This window comes from Pandoraea sp. PE-S2T-3, assembly GCF_002179965.1.
GTDB lineage: Bacteria > Pseudomonadota > Gammaproteobacteria > Burkholderiales > Burkholderiaceae > Pandoraea.
The window spans coordinates 14,211-29,788 of sequence record NZ_NGUQ01000013.1 but is presented as its reverse complement, the minus strand read 5'-3'; the positions used below and the strand labels follow the sequence as shown (position 1 = coordinate 29,788).

General features: G+C 64.0%; 12 protein-coding genes. 2 read left to right on the top strand and 10 right to left on the bottom strand.

The features are described from left to right. Positions 1–12: 12 nt before the first annotated feature. On the top strand, positions 13–276 hold the full coding sequence (locus CDV46_RS09325; protein WP_140413333.1) for a helix-turn-helix domain-containing protein: 264 nt from the start codon (positions 13–15) through the stop codon (positions 274–276). Continuing rightward, positions 269–1,513 carry a type II toxin-antitoxin system HipA family toxin gene (locus CDV46_RS09320; RefSeq protein WP_087722391.1) on the top strand — a complete coding sequence of 415 codons (1,245 nt, stop codon included), beginning with the start codon at positions 269–271 and terminating at the stop codon, positions 1,511–1,513. Before CDV46_RS09325 ends, CDV46_RS09320 begins: the two co-directional genes overlap by 8 nt. 38 nt (positions 1,514–1,551) lie before the next feature. Here CDV46_RS09320 and CDV46_RS09315 read toward each other — a convergent pair whose 3' ends face one another. The 10 genes from CDV46_RS09315 to CDV46_RS09270 all read right to left on the bottom strand — a co-directional run bounded on the left by CDV46_RS09315 (position 1,552) and on the right by CDV46_RS09270 (position 15,511). Beyond that, on the bottom strand, positions 1,552–2,451 hold the full coding sequence (locus CDV46_RS09315; RefSeq protein ID WP_087722390.1) for a uracil-DNA glycosylase: 900 nt from the start codon (positions 2,449–2,451) through the stop codon (positions 1,552–1,554). A 99-nt stretch (positions 2,452–2,550) separates the two neighbouring features. Next, entirely contained in the window at positions 2,551–3,246 is a 696-nt protein-coding gene (locus CDV46_RS09310) for a CYTH domain-containing protein (RefSeq protein WP_087722389.1), read from the bottom strand. Between the two features lie 14 nt (positions 3,247–3,260). Further along, positions 3,261–4,073 carry an indole-3-glycerol phosphate synthase TrpC gene (gene trpC, locus CDV46_RS09305; RefSeq protein WP_087686197.1) on the bottom strand — a complete coding sequence of 271 codons (813 nt, stop codon included), beginning with the start codon at positions 4,071–4,073 and terminating at the stop codon, positions 3,261–3,263. Between the two features lie 71 nt (positions 4,074–4,144). Continuing rightward, positions 4,145–5,173, bottom strand: a complete 1,029-nt coding sequence (gene trpD, locus CDV46_RS09300; protein WP_087686196.1) for an anthranilate phosphoribosyltransferase — start codon at positions 5,171–5,173, stop codon at positions 4,145–4,147. A gap of 139 nt (positions 5,174–5,312) precedes the next feature. Next, positions 5,313–5,900 carry an anthranilate synthase component II gene (locus tag CDV46_RS09295; RefSeq protein WP_087686195.1) on the bottom strand — a complete coding sequence of 196 codons (588 nt, stop codon included), beginning with the start codon at positions 5,898–5,900 and terminating at the stop codon, positions 5,313–5,315. Between the two features lie 372 nt (positions 5,901–6,272). Continuing rightward, a complete protein-coding gene (locus CDV46_RS09290) occupies positions 6,273–8,606 on the bottom strand; it encodes a DUF3141 domain-containing protein (RefSeq protein WP_087722388.1) in 2,334 nt (777 codons plus the stop codon). 192 nt (positions 8,607–8,798) lie between these two features. Next, complete coding sequence (locus CDV46_RS09285) at positions 8,799–10,040, bottom strand: ABC transporter permease (protein WP_254915983.1); 1,242 nt, start codon at positions 10,038–10,040, stop codon at positions 8,799–8,801. Beyond that, positions 10,037–12,841: a ribosome-associated ATPase/putative transporter RbbA gene (gene rbbA / locus CDV46_RS09280; protein WP_087722387.1), complete on the bottom strand. Its 2,805-nt coding sequence runs from the start codon at positions 12,839–12,841 to the stop codon at positions 10,037–10,039. Before rbbA ends, CDV46_RS09285 begins: the two co-directional genes overlap by 4 nt. A gap of 10 nt (positions 12,842–12,851) precedes the next feature. Then, on the bottom strand, positions 12,852–13,925 hold the full coding sequence (locus CDV46_RS09275; RefSeq protein ID WP_087686192.1) for an HlyD family secretion protein: 1,074 nt from the start codon (positions 13,923–13,925) through the stop codon (positions 12,852–12,854). Positions 13,926–13,942: 17 nt separating this feature from the next. Next, positions 13,943–15,511 (bottom strand): efflux transporter outer membrane subunit, encoded by a 1,569-nt coding sequence (locus CDV46_RS09270; RefSeq protein WP_087722386.1) that lies wholly within the window; start codon positions 15,509–15,511, stop codon positions 13,943–13,945. Positions 15,512–15,578: the final 67 nt, after the last annotated feature.

Below are 15,578 nucleotides of genomic sequence, written 5' to 3'. Positions count from 1 at the left end.
AAAATGATCGCCATGACTAACTTCTCCATCGATGTGTTGCCAAGCCAGTTCGGGGCCAGTTTTCAGCGGGCGCGCAAGCTTCGCAAGCGCACGCAGACGTGGGTTGCCGAGCGGGCGGGACTGAACCGCATGACCATTGTCCAGTTGGAAAAGGGCGAGAATGTCGGGCTGCACGCGGTGATGAAGGCGCTTGGTGCGCTGGATCTGGGGGTTCGCCTCGACACCGCTCGCCTTAACTACGACGACATTCGGCGCATGGACGACGACGATGGATGACACGAAGCTCAAGCAACTGATCGTCGGCACCCCGCAGGGCGATGCCGGGCGGCTCGTGAAGGAGTCGCGATACGTCTTCAATTACCAGACGCCGGAGCACAGCCGCGAAGTGTCGCTGGTCATGCCCTATCGGGCGGAGAGTTACGCCGACACGGTCTTACCCTCCGTGTTCGCGATGAACCGGCCCGAGGGCTATCTCCTCGACAAGCTCCGTGAGCGTTTCGGCAAGTTGATCCGGCTGGACGACATGCGCCTGCTGGCGATCACCGGGGCCAACCAGATCGGGCGTCTGCGCTACGTCGATCCGGACGCGCCACACGAAGCCGTGCGCGCCGAAGTCGGGCTATCGGCGTTGCTGAGCGCTGGCGCAAGCGATGAGTTGTTCGAACATCTGGTGAGCGTTTATTTGTCGTCGGGCATCTCCGGCTTTCAGCCGAAGGTCATGATGCCGGATGCGGATGCCCTCACGCCGCTCGTTGAAAAGAGCACGGCCGTTACGCCCGATCTCATCGTGAAGGCGGCGGGTGACGACTACGAACATCTCGCCCAGAACGAATTTCTCTGCATGTCGGCAGCGCGCGAGGCGGGGATCGTCGTACCGGAATTCTGGCTGTCCGACGATCGTTCGCTGTTCGTCATGCGCCGATTCGATCTTGAGGGGCCCGAGCGACACCCGCTTGGCTTCGAGGATATGGCCGTCCTCACCGGGCGCGCGGCAGAGCAGAAGTATCTGGGGTCGTACGAGAAGATCGCGACGATGATTGGCTACCTTTGCGCGGAGAACAAAGCGCAGAGCCTTGCGAGATTCTTCGAGTACGTGACGCTCAGTGTGATGGTGCGCAACGGTGACGCGCATTTGAAGAACTTCGGTCTGATCTACGATCATCCGGGAGGGCGTGCCCCGACGCTGGCGCCGTTGTTCGATGTGGTGACGACGACGGTCTACTCGCACTACGATCCGCAATCGGGCCGGACGCTGACCGATCGCACACTGGCGCTGAAATTAGGCAAAAGCCGGGACTATCCGAATCGCCGGGTGCTGATGGAATTTGGCCGCACCGCGTGTGGCGTGGCGCGTCCGGAGCGCGTTATCGAGCGCATCGCGTCCGCGATGTTCGCCACACTGGAGCAACACAAGGCGCGAATCGATCCGTCATTTCTGACGGCGATGCGGGCGCAGTGGGAACAAGGCTGCGCAGCGGTCCGGGACACCAAGCTCTTCGCGGCGAAATCGTAGCGACAGGCGGCGGGACGTCGATCCCGCCCCGCAACGCCTCAATCCGGCAAACGCCAGTCGATGGGTGTCTTGCCGTGCTTTTCGAGGAAGGTATTGGCGGCGCTGAAATGGCCGCAGCCGAGGAAGCCCCGATGCGCCGAGAGCGGCGATGGGTGCGGGGCTTCGAGCAGCAGATGGCCGTGCCCGGCGAGCAGTGGCGCTTTTGCCTGCGCGTGGCTGCCCCAGAGCAGGAACACCAGCGGCCCTTGTTGCGCGGCGAGACCGCCAAGCAGCGTGTCCGTGCACGCCTGCCAGCCGCCTTTCTTGAACGGCTTCGCGTGACTTGCCGCATTGCCCGCTTCCACCGTCAGCGTGGTGTTGAGCAGCAACACGCCTTGCTTGGCCCACGCATCGAGATTGCCGTGCGAAGGCGGCGATATGCCCAGATCGCGCTCGATCTCTTTATAGATGTTGCGCAACGACGGCGGCACGCGCACCCCGCGTTGCACCGAAAACGCCATGCCGTGCGCTTGCGCAATGCCGTGATCGTCGCCGTGATACGGGTCTTGTCCAAGAATCACGACTTTGACGTCCTGCGGCGATGTCATGCGCAGCGCGTGGAAAATGTCCGCCGGATAGACCGTCTTGCCTGCGACCACTTCGGCGTCGACATACCGGCACAACGGCGCATACGCATCGCTGGCGACGAACGGGGCGGTCAGTGCTTTCCATGCGGCAGGCAGCGCGCCGAACTGATCTTCGACACGGCCTTGCAGCGGCCCCGCGACGGCAGGTGCCGCCACGGTCTCACTCGCGCCACTCCCCCCCGCAGGCGAACTTGGTTCAACCGCCACATTGGCGTTCGCGTCGGCGTCGGCAGCCTCGGCGGCCGGTGCGGGATCGTCGAACAGGGAGCGCTGATGCTCGTCGTTGGCTTTCGCTCGTGCGCGTGATGTCATGCGATAGGTCTTTTGAAATGCGTGAATTCGGAAGGCAGACGACGCCCGTCAGGCGTTGTCCCATCAGCGCGTCGCGACGGTTGCGCCCGCTCAACGGCGTCAGCCGCCGAGCACCTTCTGGCGCAGACGATAGCCGCGTTGCGCCTTGCTCACGTCGTCGCTGTGCAGCTCGGGCAGCACTTGCCGCAGGTCCTGCGACAGCGCGAAGAGAATGCGCTCGCCCTGAGCGTTGCGGTCGTCATCGGGCGCTTCGAGCAATTCCAGTTCGACTTCCAGCAGCGGTGCCGTGTGACGCTGGCCATTGGCTTCGACGGCGACTTCGCCACGATCGAAGGCAATCTCCACCGCGGTCCCGTCACCCGCAACGTAGCGCCACAACCGCCGCACGAAGTTCGTCTCGAACTGGGCAACCACGCTCGCGCCTTCGTCGCGCAGCATCGCCGCCGTCGCCGGAACGTCGCACGCGGCGATCAGCGCATCAAGCTCCAGTGCCTCGCCCTTGACCGGCTGTTCCCACTCGTGGCGCACATGCAAGCCGTCGCGCGCTTCACCGACCGATTTCAACGTTTGCAGCCACTGTCCCGGATGACCGTCGCGCGCGACGAAGCGCAGACGCAAGGCCGCCTTGGCGCGCGACAGCGCAAGCGTTGGCGTATCGAAATAGCGGTTCACGAGATGGCGTTCGCCTCGCGCCTCGGCACCGGGCAGGTGATCGAGATGCGCGATGAGGGCGTCGGCGCGTGCGGTGGGGAGATCGCCCGGCAGGGCAAGTTTGAGTTCGCGTTCGATGGCCATGGGCCGCTCCTGTATCAGCGCGGCATGTCGAACAGCGTGGCGAGGGCATCGCCCGGCTCGGGCGCACGCATGAAGGCTTCGCCGACGAGAAAGGCGTTGACGTTGGCCGCGCGCATGCGCGTCACGTCGTCACGCGACAGGATGCCCGACTCCGTCACCACCAGACGATCCTGCGGAATGTGTTTGAGCAGACCCAGCGTGGTGTCCAGCGTGACTTCGAAGTTATGCAGGTTTCGATTGTTGATGCCCAGCAGCGGCGTGCTCAACTCGAGGCCCGCATCGAGCTCGCGACCGTTGTGCACTTCCACCAGCACCGCCATACCCAGCTCGTGCGCCTGCGCTTCCAGATCGCGCATATGCGCCAGTTCCAGTGCTGCGGCGATCAGCAGAATGCAGTCCGCCCCCATCTCGCGGGCTTCATACACCTGATAGGCGTCGATCATGAAGTCTTTGCGAAGCACCGGCAGATCGCACGCGGCGCGCGCGGCCTTCAGATACTCGGTCTTGCCTTGGAAGAACTGCTCGTCCGTCAGTACCGACAGACACGCGGCCCCGCCACGCTGATACGACTCGGCGATGGCCGGCGGCACGAAGTTCTCGCGAATCACGCCCTTCGACGGACTCGCTTTCTTGATTTCGGCAATCACGCCGGACAACCCGCCGTCGATCTTCGTGCGCAGCGAACCCACGAAGTCGCGCGTGCGCAACTCGCTGTCGCCCACGGTGGCTTCGGCATCGCGGCGCAGGCTGATCAGGTCGCGGGCGCGCTTGGCGGCGGCAACTTCTTCGGCCTTCACGGCCAGGATTTTGTCGAGAACGGTAGACATGGCGATCAGTATTTCGGGCTTCAATAGTGGGTCGGACGTCGACGTGACACGTTCAACGTCTGACCGTCAGATTACGATTTGAATCGTTGCGTGAACGTCACGAACTCGTCGAGTTTTGCGCGCGCGGCACCGCTCGTGATGGACTCGCGTGCCATGCGGATGCCGTCGCCGATCGACGCTGCGCGATTGGCGGCATACAGCGCCGTGCCCGCGTTGAGTGCCACGATTTCGCGTGCGGTGCCCGCCTTGTCGTCGAGCGCTTCAAGCAGCATCGTCTTCGACTCGTCGGCGCTACCCACTTTCAGGCTGCGGTTGCTCACCATCTGCAAACCGAAGTCTTCCGGGTGAATTTCGTATTCCGTGACCTTGCCGTCCTTGAGCTCACCCACGACCGTGGATGCGCCCAGCGACACCTCGTCCATGCCGTCCTTGCCGTAGACGACGAGCACGTGCTCCGCGCCCAGACGCTGCATCACGCGCACCTGAATACCAACCAGATCGGGGTGGAATACGCCCATCAACTGATTCGGTGCGCCGGCCGGGTTGGTCAGCGGGCCGAGGATGTTGAAGATCGTGCGCACGCCCATTTCCTTGCGGATGGCAGCCACGTTTTTCATTGCCGGGTGATGGTTCGGCGCGAACATGAAGCCGATGCCGACTTCACGCAGGCACTCGGCCACTTGCTCGGGCGAGAGCATGATGTTCACGCCCAGCGCTTCGAGCACGTCGGCGCTGCCCGACTTCGAACTCACGCCGCGATTGCCGTGCTTCGCGACCTTCGCGCCCGCGCCGGCGGCGACAAACATCGATGCCGTGGAGATATTGAACGTGTGCGACACATCGCCGCCGGTGCCCACGATATCGACGAAATGCTCGTCGGCCGGGGCGTCGACGTGATTGGCGAATTCACGCATTACTTGCGCGGCCGCAGCGATCTCGCCGATGGTTTCCTTCTTCACGCGCAGGCCGGTGATGATGGCGGCCGACATGACCGGCGAGATTTCGCCTTTCATGATGAGACGCATCAGATGGAGCATCTCGTCGTGAAAGATTTCGCGGTGTTCGATCGTGCGTTGCAGGGCTTCTTGCGGGGTAATCATGGAAGACTTCTCTCCTCTGCCGGGTCGGCCGCGCGGTTGTCGCGGCGATCCGCTGTCTTGTCCGTCAGGTGCCGGCATCGATGCCGGACAACCTGCTCATGTCATTCGAAATCGCTCGGGGTGCAGCGCTGCGCCGAATTCAGGCGGCCTGCGCCACACGCGGCGCGGCTTGCAGGAAATTGCGCAGCACGGCGTGGCCGTGTTCCGAGAGAATCGACTCCGGGTGGAACTGCACGCCTTCGACGTCGAGCGTCTTGTGGCGCACGCCCATGATTTCACCGTCGTCGGTCCAGGCGGTCACTTCGAGGCAATCGGGCAGCGAGTCGCGCTCGATGGCCAGCGAGTGATAGCGGGTGACGGTAAAACGCTTGGGCAGATCGGCGAACACGCCTTGTTGCGTGGTTTCGATCTCGCTCACCTTGCCGTGCATGATCTGCTGGGCGCGGATGACCTTGCCGCCGAAGGCTTCGCCGATGGCCTGATGGCCGAGGCAGACGCCGAGAATCGGAATTTCGCCCGCAAAGCGCTTGAGCACGTCGAGCGTGATGCCGGCGTTGGCCGGGCAGCTAGGGCCGGGCGAGAGGCAAATGCGGTCGGGGGAGAGCTCGGCGATGGCGTCGAGCGTGATCTCGTCGTTACGGAAGACGCGCACGTCTTCGCCTAACTCACCGAAGTACTGGACGATGTTGTAGGTAAACGAGTCGTAGTTGTCGATCATCAGCAGCATGATGGTCCCTGTTCGTCTGGTGACATTGAAATGTCGAACGCGTGAGATTTGCGAATTTCCCCTGAGCGTGCCCCCACATTGACTTCGCGGTCCGCGGGGGAGGGCGCTATGGGGATGAGATAGACGTGGCGGGTTACCGCCACCAGCGCAGGGCGACGGTCAGGGACGACCAGAGGAGGGAGGAAGACTGAATCGACTTCATAGTGACGGCGATTGTAGCAGTAACCGCCGTTGCTCGTGGGCGGGGTGTCGCAAAAAGCGGTCAAACGGCGAATTTCTCGCGTGATCGGGCCATTTCTCGCAAGAATGTGCGCGCGACTGGGCCCGTCATTCGATGATTCTGCCCCCCGGTCAGGGGGCAGAATGCGACGCTCAGGCGCCCTTTTTCGGCTTCCGGGCCGTAGTGGCTTTCGTCGCAGGTTTCGTCGCGGCTTTCGTCACCACTGGGGCGCTTTTCTTGACCGCCGTCGTGCGTTTGCGGGGCGCCGCAGCGGGTGTCCGCTTTGTTGCCTGCTTCTGTGCCTGCTTGGGTTCCTGCTTCAAGGCGGCGTCTTCGAAGACCGCCAGAACCCGTTCCAGATCACTTTGCTCGTCGCCGTCGATCGGCACCGCGAAGCTGAGATCCTTCACCGCCTTCGCCACCAGACGGATGTGTTCGGGCGAGGCGTGCGCCAGCATGCCGGGAATGGCGTTCATGGCGGCGTCCGGCGACATCCGCAGCAAGCCTGCCTGCCGGCGGATCATCTCGCGGAAACTTTCGATGGGAATGTCCCGTTCGCTGCGCGGCAGCGACCGCGCCAGATTGAATTGCCGCTCATCGGCCTCGCCATGCAGACGATGCACCCACAGCAGCGCGCGAATCCCTGCCTCCAGTGCGCCGCCGTGATGCAGTTCGTGCTGACGATTGGCCAGTGCTTCTTTCACGAACGCAATGTGCTCCGGCGAGGTGCCCGGATGCACGCGCACCGCCGCCCCGTCGCTGCCGTGCAACCCCGCGAGCGCCTGCACCCACGGCTGACCGTAGATCAGCTCGAAAGCCTTCTCGTAGCCGTCGTCACGGATATCGCGATAGAAGTTGAGCGACTGCTCGATGGCCGTCGACATGGCGGTCTGAAACGCGAGGAAGGGATTGTCCGGCGACACCGGCTGCCGGGTCTCGCGAATGCGCTCGGCTTTCTCGGCAATCGGCGCGGCAAACGGATTGCGATCCGACCACATTTCGTAACTCACGCGAAGCGGATGCAGCATGCGCATCCAGTACGCCGAGTTGGGCGTGACCATTGCCTGCACCCACGGCTGCACGAGACTCCGGTACAGGCCGAGATTGATATCCGACAGATGCGCCACGGCCGCAAAGCGCCGGTCGCTCTCGGTGTCCGGCTGCACGATGGCGCGCACGTCTTCGATGCTGCGCCGCTGGATCGACATCACATAGTCGCCGTCGATCAACTCCCGATGCGGCGTATCGGCGGTCTTGTCGGCAATCTGCGCCTGATAGATGCCGGCCGGCAGCACGTCGATCAGATCGATGTTGTTGACGAACTTGCGGTGCTCCTTACGCCCCGTGCTGCTCGAGACGAAGATGCCCAGATGGCCGATGCTGTCGTGCGTGGCGTACACGATGGTCTGATCGTGGCTGAACACTTCCGCGTCGTCGCGATACATATCGGTGATGAAGCCGAGTGCCTGAGGCGGCGGGGTGATGTTGTCGCCGTACGAGCAAAACACCACGATCGGCGAGCGGATGTTGCGCAGGTCGAGCCGGATACCGTCGCTCGTGATCAGCTCGGCGCTGGTGAGCCGGTTGCCGACGAACAGGTTGTCGACGATGTACTGCATCTCCACCGCGTTGAGAAACACATGCCCGCCCCAGTACTTCTCGAAACCGAGATAGCGCGGGGCCTCCGTGTCGACATTGGCGTACAGGTGGTATTTCTTGCGCCACAGCGTGTTGGCCGGGTCGAGATTCTCGAAGTTCTGCACGAGCCATGCCCCGTCGAAGCGGCCATCGCCGAGATCGCTCGTGAGCGCCGTGAGCCAACTGCCGCCCAGCAGGCCGCCGGAATAACGCATGGGATTGCGTCCGCGCCAGCCCGCCCAGTACGAGAGCGGCGCTCCGGCCACGATGATCGGGCCGAACAGCTCGGGGCGCATGGCCGCCGTCATCAGCACCTGCCAGCCCGCCTGACAATTGCCGATCACAGCCGGCTTGCCCGCCCCCTCGGGGTGCATCGAGATGACCTTCTCAAGGAACGCCGCTTCCGCATGCATCACGTCTTCGACCGTCTGGCCGGGCACAGGGTCGGGCAGAAAGCCGACGAAATAGCAGGGATGACCGGCCCTCAGGGCGGCACCGATTTCACTGTCGGGCTTGAAGCCACCGATGCCCGGACCGTGGCCCGCGCGCGGATCGACCACGACGAACGGGCGCGCGTTAGGCAGCGTCGGCGCGTCGTCGGGCGGTTGAATCCGCATCAGGCAGTAGTTGCACGGGCGCGGCAGATCGTGACCATCGAGAATCACCTCCGACGGGAAGTCGAGCACGTTCGGTGCCGATTCGGCCAGATGTTCCTGATACTGATTGCCGCGCTGACGCATCACGTCTGCGAAGAGCACGCTGCGCTGCCACGCGTCGACCGCATATTCGGCAGCGGCAGCCATCCACGGCATATTGTCGAGCCACGGATTGGCGGCGAGCCACGGCATATCAGTGGAAGCCGCCGATGCGGCGGCGGTAGAAGACGTCGCGCGGGACGTTCGGCGTTGGAGTGCGGCAGACGACTTGGCAGGCATGGCAATGACCTCGCAAATCCGGCATGACAGGGCTTGGCGGATGCTGTGAGCGCGCAGGCGTCACCAGAGACCCCGGTGATGCCCGCGCTACCTCTGTTACCAACATCAAGCCATCGAACTGAGCGTGCGGCGAAAACGTCGCAGCGAGATGGCGAAGAACACGGCGCCAATCACGGCCAGCGCCACGAACTGCACCCACACGACGCCGATCCCGGCGCCTCGGAACAGGATCGCCTGCCCCAGCTCGACGAAGTGCGTCGTGGGTGCTGCGAGCATGATGTCCTGCACCACCTTCGGCATGCTTTCGCGCGGGGTGTTCCCGCCCGAGAGCATTTGCAACGGCAGCAGTACCAGAATCAGCAACATGCCGAACTGCGGCATCGAGCGGGCCAGCGTCGCCAGAAAGATGCCCATCGACGTGGTCGCAAACAGGTGCAGCGTGGCTCCTAACAAGAACAGCGCCACCGACCCGCCGATCGGCACGTGCAGCGCGCCGCTCACGATCAGCCAGAGCGACATGGCGGCGGCGATCAGCACCACCATCCCCATCGACCAGACTTTCGCCAGCATGATCTCGGTCGGTGTCACCGGCATGACGAGCAAATGCTCGATGGTGCCGTGCTCCCGCTCGCGAATCAGGGCGGCTCCGGTGAGGATGATCGACAGCATCGTGATGTTGTTGATGATCTGCATGAGCGCGCCGAACCACGCCCGCTCCAGCGTCGGATTGAAGCGCACGCGCAACGCCAGTTCCACCGGCAGCTCCGCATTCGATCGGTATCGCTGGACGAATTCCCGCACTTCCGCCGACACGATCTGCTGCACGTAACCGCTGCCCGAGAACGCCTGACTCATGCGCGTGGCGTCCACGTTCAACTGCACTTCCGCATGACGTCCCGCGAGCACGTCGGCCTGAAAGTTCGGCGGAATGTTCAGCGCGAAGGTGTAAGCGCCCTCGTCCATGCCCCGGTCCACGGCGTCGGCACTGATCATGCGCGGCTGCGTGAACTGCGGCGGGTAGAACGCGGAGACGATGCGTGCGGACAACGGTGACGCGTCTTCGTCGACGATGGCGATCGGCGCGAGGTGCAGCGTGTCGGGCTGCGCCGTGGCCGACGAATACACCGAGGCCGTGAACGTGTAGATGATGAGCACGAGCATCATCGGGTCGCGCACCAGACTCCACAGCTCTTTCACGCCAAGGCGGTAGATGTTGGCCAGATGCCGCCGCCACGCGTGCGAGCGACGCGGCTTGTTCGCGCCTGCCGGGGTTTGCGCTGGCGCGGCAGGAGGTGTCGGGGGTGCCGGCGGCGTTGGCGATTGAGGGGTCGAGGGGCTCGCCATCATTTGTCCTGTTTCTTGAGCAGCAGGATCGTGGCGCCCAGAATGACGGGCACGGCGACGAGCATCGGCCAGAAGGCATTGCCGAGGTCAGCAAACCCGAGCGCCTTGTTGAAGACGCCCCGGCTGATGATCAGCATGTAGGTCGCCGGGTAGATCTCGCCGATGAACCGGCCCGAGCCCTCCATCGACGGCACCGGCGTGAGCATGCCCGAGAACTGAATCGCCGGGATCATGGTGCCGATCATCGTGAAGAACAGGGCCGCGATCTGGCTGCGGGTGAAGGTGGACGCGAGCAGGCCGATGCCTGTGGCAACCACGTTGAAGATGAAGATGGCCGTGAGCAACGTGAAGAAGCTGCCCTTGATCGGCACGCCGAAAAGCGTCACGGCGATCAGCGCCATGAGCAGAAAATTCAGCATGGCGAGCGCCACGTACGGAATCTGTTTACCGATGAGAAATTCGGTGCGGGTGACCGGCGTGACATACAGGTTCAGGATCGACCCGAGTTCCTTCTCGCGCACGACGGACAGCGCCGTGAGCATCGCCGGCAGCATCAGCAGCAACAACGGAATGACGGCGGGCACCATGGCCGGCAGACTCTTCACGTCCGGGTTGTAGCGATAGCGTGTCTCGATGTCGAGCGAGGCGGTCGCGCGCTGGCCAAGGCGTCGCAACGACTGATCGGCCAGCCAGTTCTGGTGCATGCCCTGCACGTAACCTTGCACGGTCTCGGCACGCATCGGCATCGCGCCGTCGATCCACGCGCCGATCTGCACGTTCTTGCCGCGCGATACGTCGCGGGCAAAGCCCGGGGGAATTTCGATCGCCAGTGCCAGTTCGCCGTCACGCAGGCGCCGGTCCATATCGTCGTAATCGACAATCGGCGGCTGCTCGATGAAGTAGCGCGAGCCCGCGATATTGAGGGCGTAGTTCTGACTCAGTGTGGTCTGGTCACGATCAAGCACGGCGTAGCGCAGGTCTTCCACGTCCATGCTGATGCCGTAGCCCATCACCAGCATCAACACCAGCGAGCCGACGAGTGCCAGCGTGGCGCGCACGGGGTCGCGCTGCAACTCCAGTGTTTCGCGCCAAAGATAGCTGGTCATGCGGCCGAACGAAAACGCTTTGTGCTGCGCGTGTGCGGTCTCAATGGGCGCTGCGGCAGCCGGTTCGGTCTTCGGCGATTCGGGCGACTCGGGCGCTTCAGGTGTGCCGCCGCCCGCTTCCACGAGATATTCGATGAACGCCTGCTCCAGCGTCGCGGCGCCCTTGTCTTTCGTAATCTTGGCGGGCGGGTCCGAGACCAGCACGCGCCCGGCGTGCATCAGCGAGATGCGGTCGCAGCGGTCGGCCTCGTTCATGAAGTGCGTTGAGATGAAGATCGTCACGCGGTCGCGCCGCGATAGTTCCACCAACAGGCGCCAGAAATTGTCGCGCGCTACCGGATCGACGCCGGACGTCGGTTCATCAAGAATCAGCAGCTCGGGCTGATGCACCATCGCGACCGCGAGCGACAGGCGCTGACGCATGCCTAGCGGAATGCTGTCGGGCAGGGCGTCGAGCACGTCGGCCAGACCGAAGCGCAGCACCATCTCGTCCACCCGCGCGCTCACTTCCGCCTCGGGCACGTGAAACAGGCGCGCGTGCAGCACCAGATTCTGATGCACGGTCAGCTCGGTATAGAGCGAGAACGCCTGCGACATGTAACCCACGCGACGGCGCGTATCGATGTCTTTCGGATTGACCTCGCGACCGAACAGCCGCGCTTGGCCCTCGCTGGCTTCGAGCAGGCCGGTGAGCATTTTCATGGTGGTCGACTTGCCGCAACCGTTCGAGCCGAGAAAGCCGAAAATCTCGCCGCGCTGAATGCGGAAATCCACATGATCGACCGCCACGAAATCGCCGAAGCGCATCGTCAGGCCCTTGGCTTCGATCGCAATCTCGGTGTGTTCGTCGATGTGCAGCGGCGGGATGACGACGGGCTCGTAACCGAGTTTCTTGTCGTCGGGCAGCAGATCGATGAACGCCGCTTCGAGATTGTCGCGATGTGTGCGGGCGAGCAGTTCGGCCGGTGTGCCGGTGGCGAGCACCTTGCCCGCGTCCATCGCCACCAGCCAGTCAAAGCGCTGAGCCTCGTCCATATAGGCCGTGGCGACGATCACGCTCATGGTCGGCCGCTCGCGGCGAATGCGTGCAATCAGATCCCAGAACTGTGCGCGGGCGAGCGGATCGACGCCGGTCGTCGGCTCGTCGAGAATCAGCAGATCGGGATCGTGAATCAGCGCGCAGCACAGACCGAGCTTCTGCTTCATGCCGCCCGAGAGCTTGCCCGCAGGCCGCGCGAGGAAGGGGTGCAGCCCGGTGCTGCGCGTGAGGTCGTCGATACGGCGGCGACGCTCGGCGGCGTCGTGCCCGAACAGGCGCGCGAAGAATTGCAGGTTCTCTTCGACGGAGAGCGTGGGATACAGGTTCTTGCCGAGCCCCTGCGGCATGTAGGCGATGCGCGGGCACACGAGGTCACGGTGCACCTTGCTGGCCATGTCACCGCCGAGCGCTTCCACGGTCCCCGTCTGTACCGCGCGCGCGCCGGCAATCAGCGAGAGCAGCGTGGACTTGCCCACGCCGTCCGGGCCGATCAGGCCGACCATGCGGTTCGGGGGGATGTCGATCGAGACATCGTCGAGCGCGACAGTCTTTCGGCCGTAACGCAGGGTCACGCCCGTCACATGCACGACGGGCACGGTGCTGTTGCTGCCGATATCGCTGCCGCTGCCGCCGGCAGGAGGAGGGAGGGGCGCCGTCATGATGCGGCGCTCACTGCGGCAGCTTGGTCTGCAACTGGGCCGGCCACGCTTCCTGACTATCGGTCTTCACCCACGCGACACCGGGCAGGCCGGTCTTCACGAGTTTCAGATGCTGTTGCAGCAGTTCGGGCGAAATCTGCGCACGCACGCGGAACATCAGCTTCTGGCGCTCGCTCTCGGTTTCCACCGTCTTCGGTGTGAACTGCGCGGTGCTCGAAACGAACGAGATGCTTGCGGGAATGACGTACTGCGGCGCGGCGTCGAGAATGATGCGCGCTTCAGCGCCCATGGCGAGACGCCCGGCCACGGTCTCTGGCAGGAAGAACGTCATGTACACGTCCGACAGATCGACCAGATTCAGCACCTTGCCACCGGCCGCCAGCACTTCGCCGGGCTGCGCCACGCGGTATTGCACGCGGCCGTCGCGCGGGGCTTTCAGATCGCTGTCGGTGATGTCGGCTTCGATGCGGTTGACGGTGGCTTGCGCGGCTTCGACTGTCGACTTGGCACCAGTGACTTGCGCGTTGGCCGCTTCCACTGCCGATTGTGCGGCGGCGATCTGTGCGCGTGCAGCGTTCACGGCAGCGCGCGAACTGCGCACGCGCGCGCGGTCGTCATCGAGTTCCTGCACCGACGACGCGCCTTCCTTCGAGAGGGTTTCCGAGCGGGCGAGGCGGCGTTGTGCGGCATCGAGTTCGGCTTCGCGCGCGGCGGCGTTGGCTTCCGCCGTGGCCTTGTCCGACACCCGTGCTGCCGCTTGTGCCTGAATCGCTGCGACGTTGGTGACGGCCTGCTGATACTGCGCACGCGCTTCGTCACGCTGCGCGTTGAGCGTGTCGATCTGCATCTTGGCGAGTACTTGCCCCGCTTTGACGAAGTCGCCTTCCTTCACGTAGATATCCAGCACGCGGCCGCCGAGCTTGGTCGCGACGTCGACTTCGGTGGCTTCAATGCGTCCGTTGCCGCTGGCAAAGCCTGCCCCCGGGCCCGTGTGACTGTAGGTCTTCCATCCGTACCAGCCCAAGCCGATGACGACCAGCACGATCAGTGCGGGAACCAGTTTCTTGGCGTTCGGAAGCGTCATGTTCGTTGACCTCTTGATTATTGGACGGGCTGTGCGGGCGCTGCGGTTGCCGTGCCGGAAACGCTTTGCGTCGAGGGCACGATCACACGCGGCGTGCGCGCGAACGGACCGCCGGGCGCGTCGGCCGCAGGCATCAGGCGGCTGCCGCCGCCAAGCGCCGAGTAGAGCGAGACGCGCGCCGAGAGCAGCGCGCGGCGCGTCTGCACCGTCTGTTGTTCGATAGCGAGTAAATCGCGCTGGGCGTCGAGCACTTCGAGGAAGGCTGCGGCACCGTGGTCATAGCGCAATTTGGCCAAGCGGGCGCGCTCGGCCTGCGCATCCTGCGTCGCTTGCAAAATCGTGACCTGCTGGGCGAGCCAGTGACGTGCACTCAGTGCGTCGGCCACATCGCGAAATGCGCCCTGAATCGTCTTCTCGTAGTTCGCGACCGACTCCACGCGGCGCGCTTCGGCCAGATCGAGATTGTTCACGAGACGCCCGCCCTGAAAGATCGGGATGTTGATGCTCGGCGTGAACGCCCACGCGGCACTGCCCGCTTTGAAAAGACCGTCGAGCGCGCTGCTGGCCGTGCCCACCGACCCGGTGAGCGTGATCTGCGGGAAGAAGGCGGCGCGTGCGGCGCCGATGTTCGCGTGCGCGGCGCGCAGTTGATATTCGGCGGCGATGATGTCGGGGCGGTCTTCGAGCAACGCCGAGGGCAGGCCGGGTTCAAGGTCGCGCATCAGGGCGGCATCGTCGACCGTACGGTCGAGGGCGCGCGGTGAGGTATCGATGGGCGCGCCCACGAGTACCTGCAAGGCATGCGCCTGCACGGCACGCTGCTGTTCAAGCTGCGTGACGAGCGCGCGGGCCTGCTGCCACAGCGTGGTCACTTCCGTCAGATCGAGCTTCGATGTAGAACCGACTTGCTCGCGGCGCGTGAAGATGCGCAGCGACTCGGCACGGCTATCGACGGTTTGCTGTGCCAGCGTGAGGCGCTCGTCGTATTCGCGCAGACTCAGCCATGTTTGAGCCACTTGCGAGATCAGGCTCAGTTCGAGCGCGCGGCGAGAGGCGTCGGACGCCAGATAGTCGTCCAGCGCGGCATCTTTCAGATTGCGGATGCGGCCCCAGAAGTCGAGCTCCCATGAGGCAAGGCCGAGCCCGACCTGATATTGACTGCTGATATACGGGTTGCCGGTGAGGCTCAGATCGCCGGGCAGGCGCTGACGGGTTTCGCTCGCGCCCACGCCCAGTGACGGAAACAAATCGGCGCGTTGAATGCCATACACCGCGCGAGCCTGCTCGACGCGCGAGAGCGCCACGCGCAAGTCGCGGTTGTTGGCCAGCGCGGTCTCGATGAGGCTGCGTAACTGCGGATCGGCAAAGTATTCGCCCCAACTCAACGTGGCGGCGGGTTGCGATGCAGCGGAAGTGGATGCGGTGGGTGCTGCGGGGGCATCAGACGCCCAGGTGCCTGCGATCGGCGCAGCGGGGCGCTCGTAAGTGGGCGCCATCGAAATACACGCACTCAATGTGCTGAGTGCAGTAACGATCAGTGCGGCTTTGGCAGACAGTGCGAGGGTATTCGCAACGCCCGAACGCATACGTGAATTGCATGGTTTCGCCATAGATGTTTCGGCCTCCCGAAGGACATGCCAACTATAGCGTGGT

What these genes read in the sequence shown, in the direction of transcription:
- CDV46_RS09285 (WP_254915983.1), bottom strand. Translation starts at nt 10,040, where the DNA reads ATGATGGCGAGCCCCTCGACCCCTCAATCGCCAACGCCGCCGGCACCC.
- CDV46_RS09295 (WP_087686195.1), bottom strand. Translation starts at nt 5,900, where the DNA reads ATGCTGCTGATGATCGACAACTACGACTCGTTTACCTACAACATCGTC.
- trpC (WP_087686197.1), bottom strand. Translation starts at nt 4,073, where the DNA reads ATGTCTACCGTTCTCGACAAAATCCTGGCCGTGAAGGCCGAAGAAGTT.
- CDV46_RS09325 (WP_140413333.1), top strand. Translation starts at nt 13, where the DNA reads ATGACTAACTTCTCCATCGATGTGTTGCCAAGCCAGTTCGGGGCCAGT.
- CDV46_RS09275 (WP_087686192.1), bottom strand. Translation starts at nt 13,925, where the DNA reads ATGACGCTTCCGAACGCCAAGAAACTGGTTCCCGCACTGATCGTGCTG.
- CDV46_RS09320 (WP_087722391.1), top strand. Translation starts at nt 269, where the DNA reads ATGGATGACACGAAGCTCAAGCAACTGATCGTCGGCACCCCGCAGGGC.
- CDV46_RS09310 (WP_087722389.1), bottom strand. Translation starts at nt 3,246, where the DNA reads ATGGCCATCGAACGCGAACTCAAACTTGCCCTGCCGGGCGATCTCCCC.
- CDV46_RS09315 (WP_087722390.1), bottom strand. Translation starts at nt 2,451, where the DNA reads ATGACATCACGCGCACGAGCGAAAGCCAACGACGAGCATCAGCGCTCC.
- rbbA (WP_087722387.1), bottom strand. Translation starts at nt 12,841, where the DNA reads ATGACGGCGCCCCTCCCTCCTCCTGCCGGCGGCAGCGGCAGCGATATC.
- CDV46_RS09290 (WP_087722388.1), bottom strand. Translation starts at nt 8,606, where the DNA reads ATGCCGTGGCTCGCCGCCAATCCGTGGCTCGACAATATGCCGTGGATG.
- CDV46_RS09270 (WP_087722386.1), bottom strand. Translation starts at nt 15,511, where the DNA reads ATGCGTTCGGGCGTTGCGAATACCCTCGCACTGTCTGCCAAAGCCGCA.
- trpD (WP_087686196.1), bottom strand. Translation starts at nt 5,173, where the DNA reads ATGATTACCCCGCAAGAAGCCCTGCAACGCACGATCGAACACCGCGAA.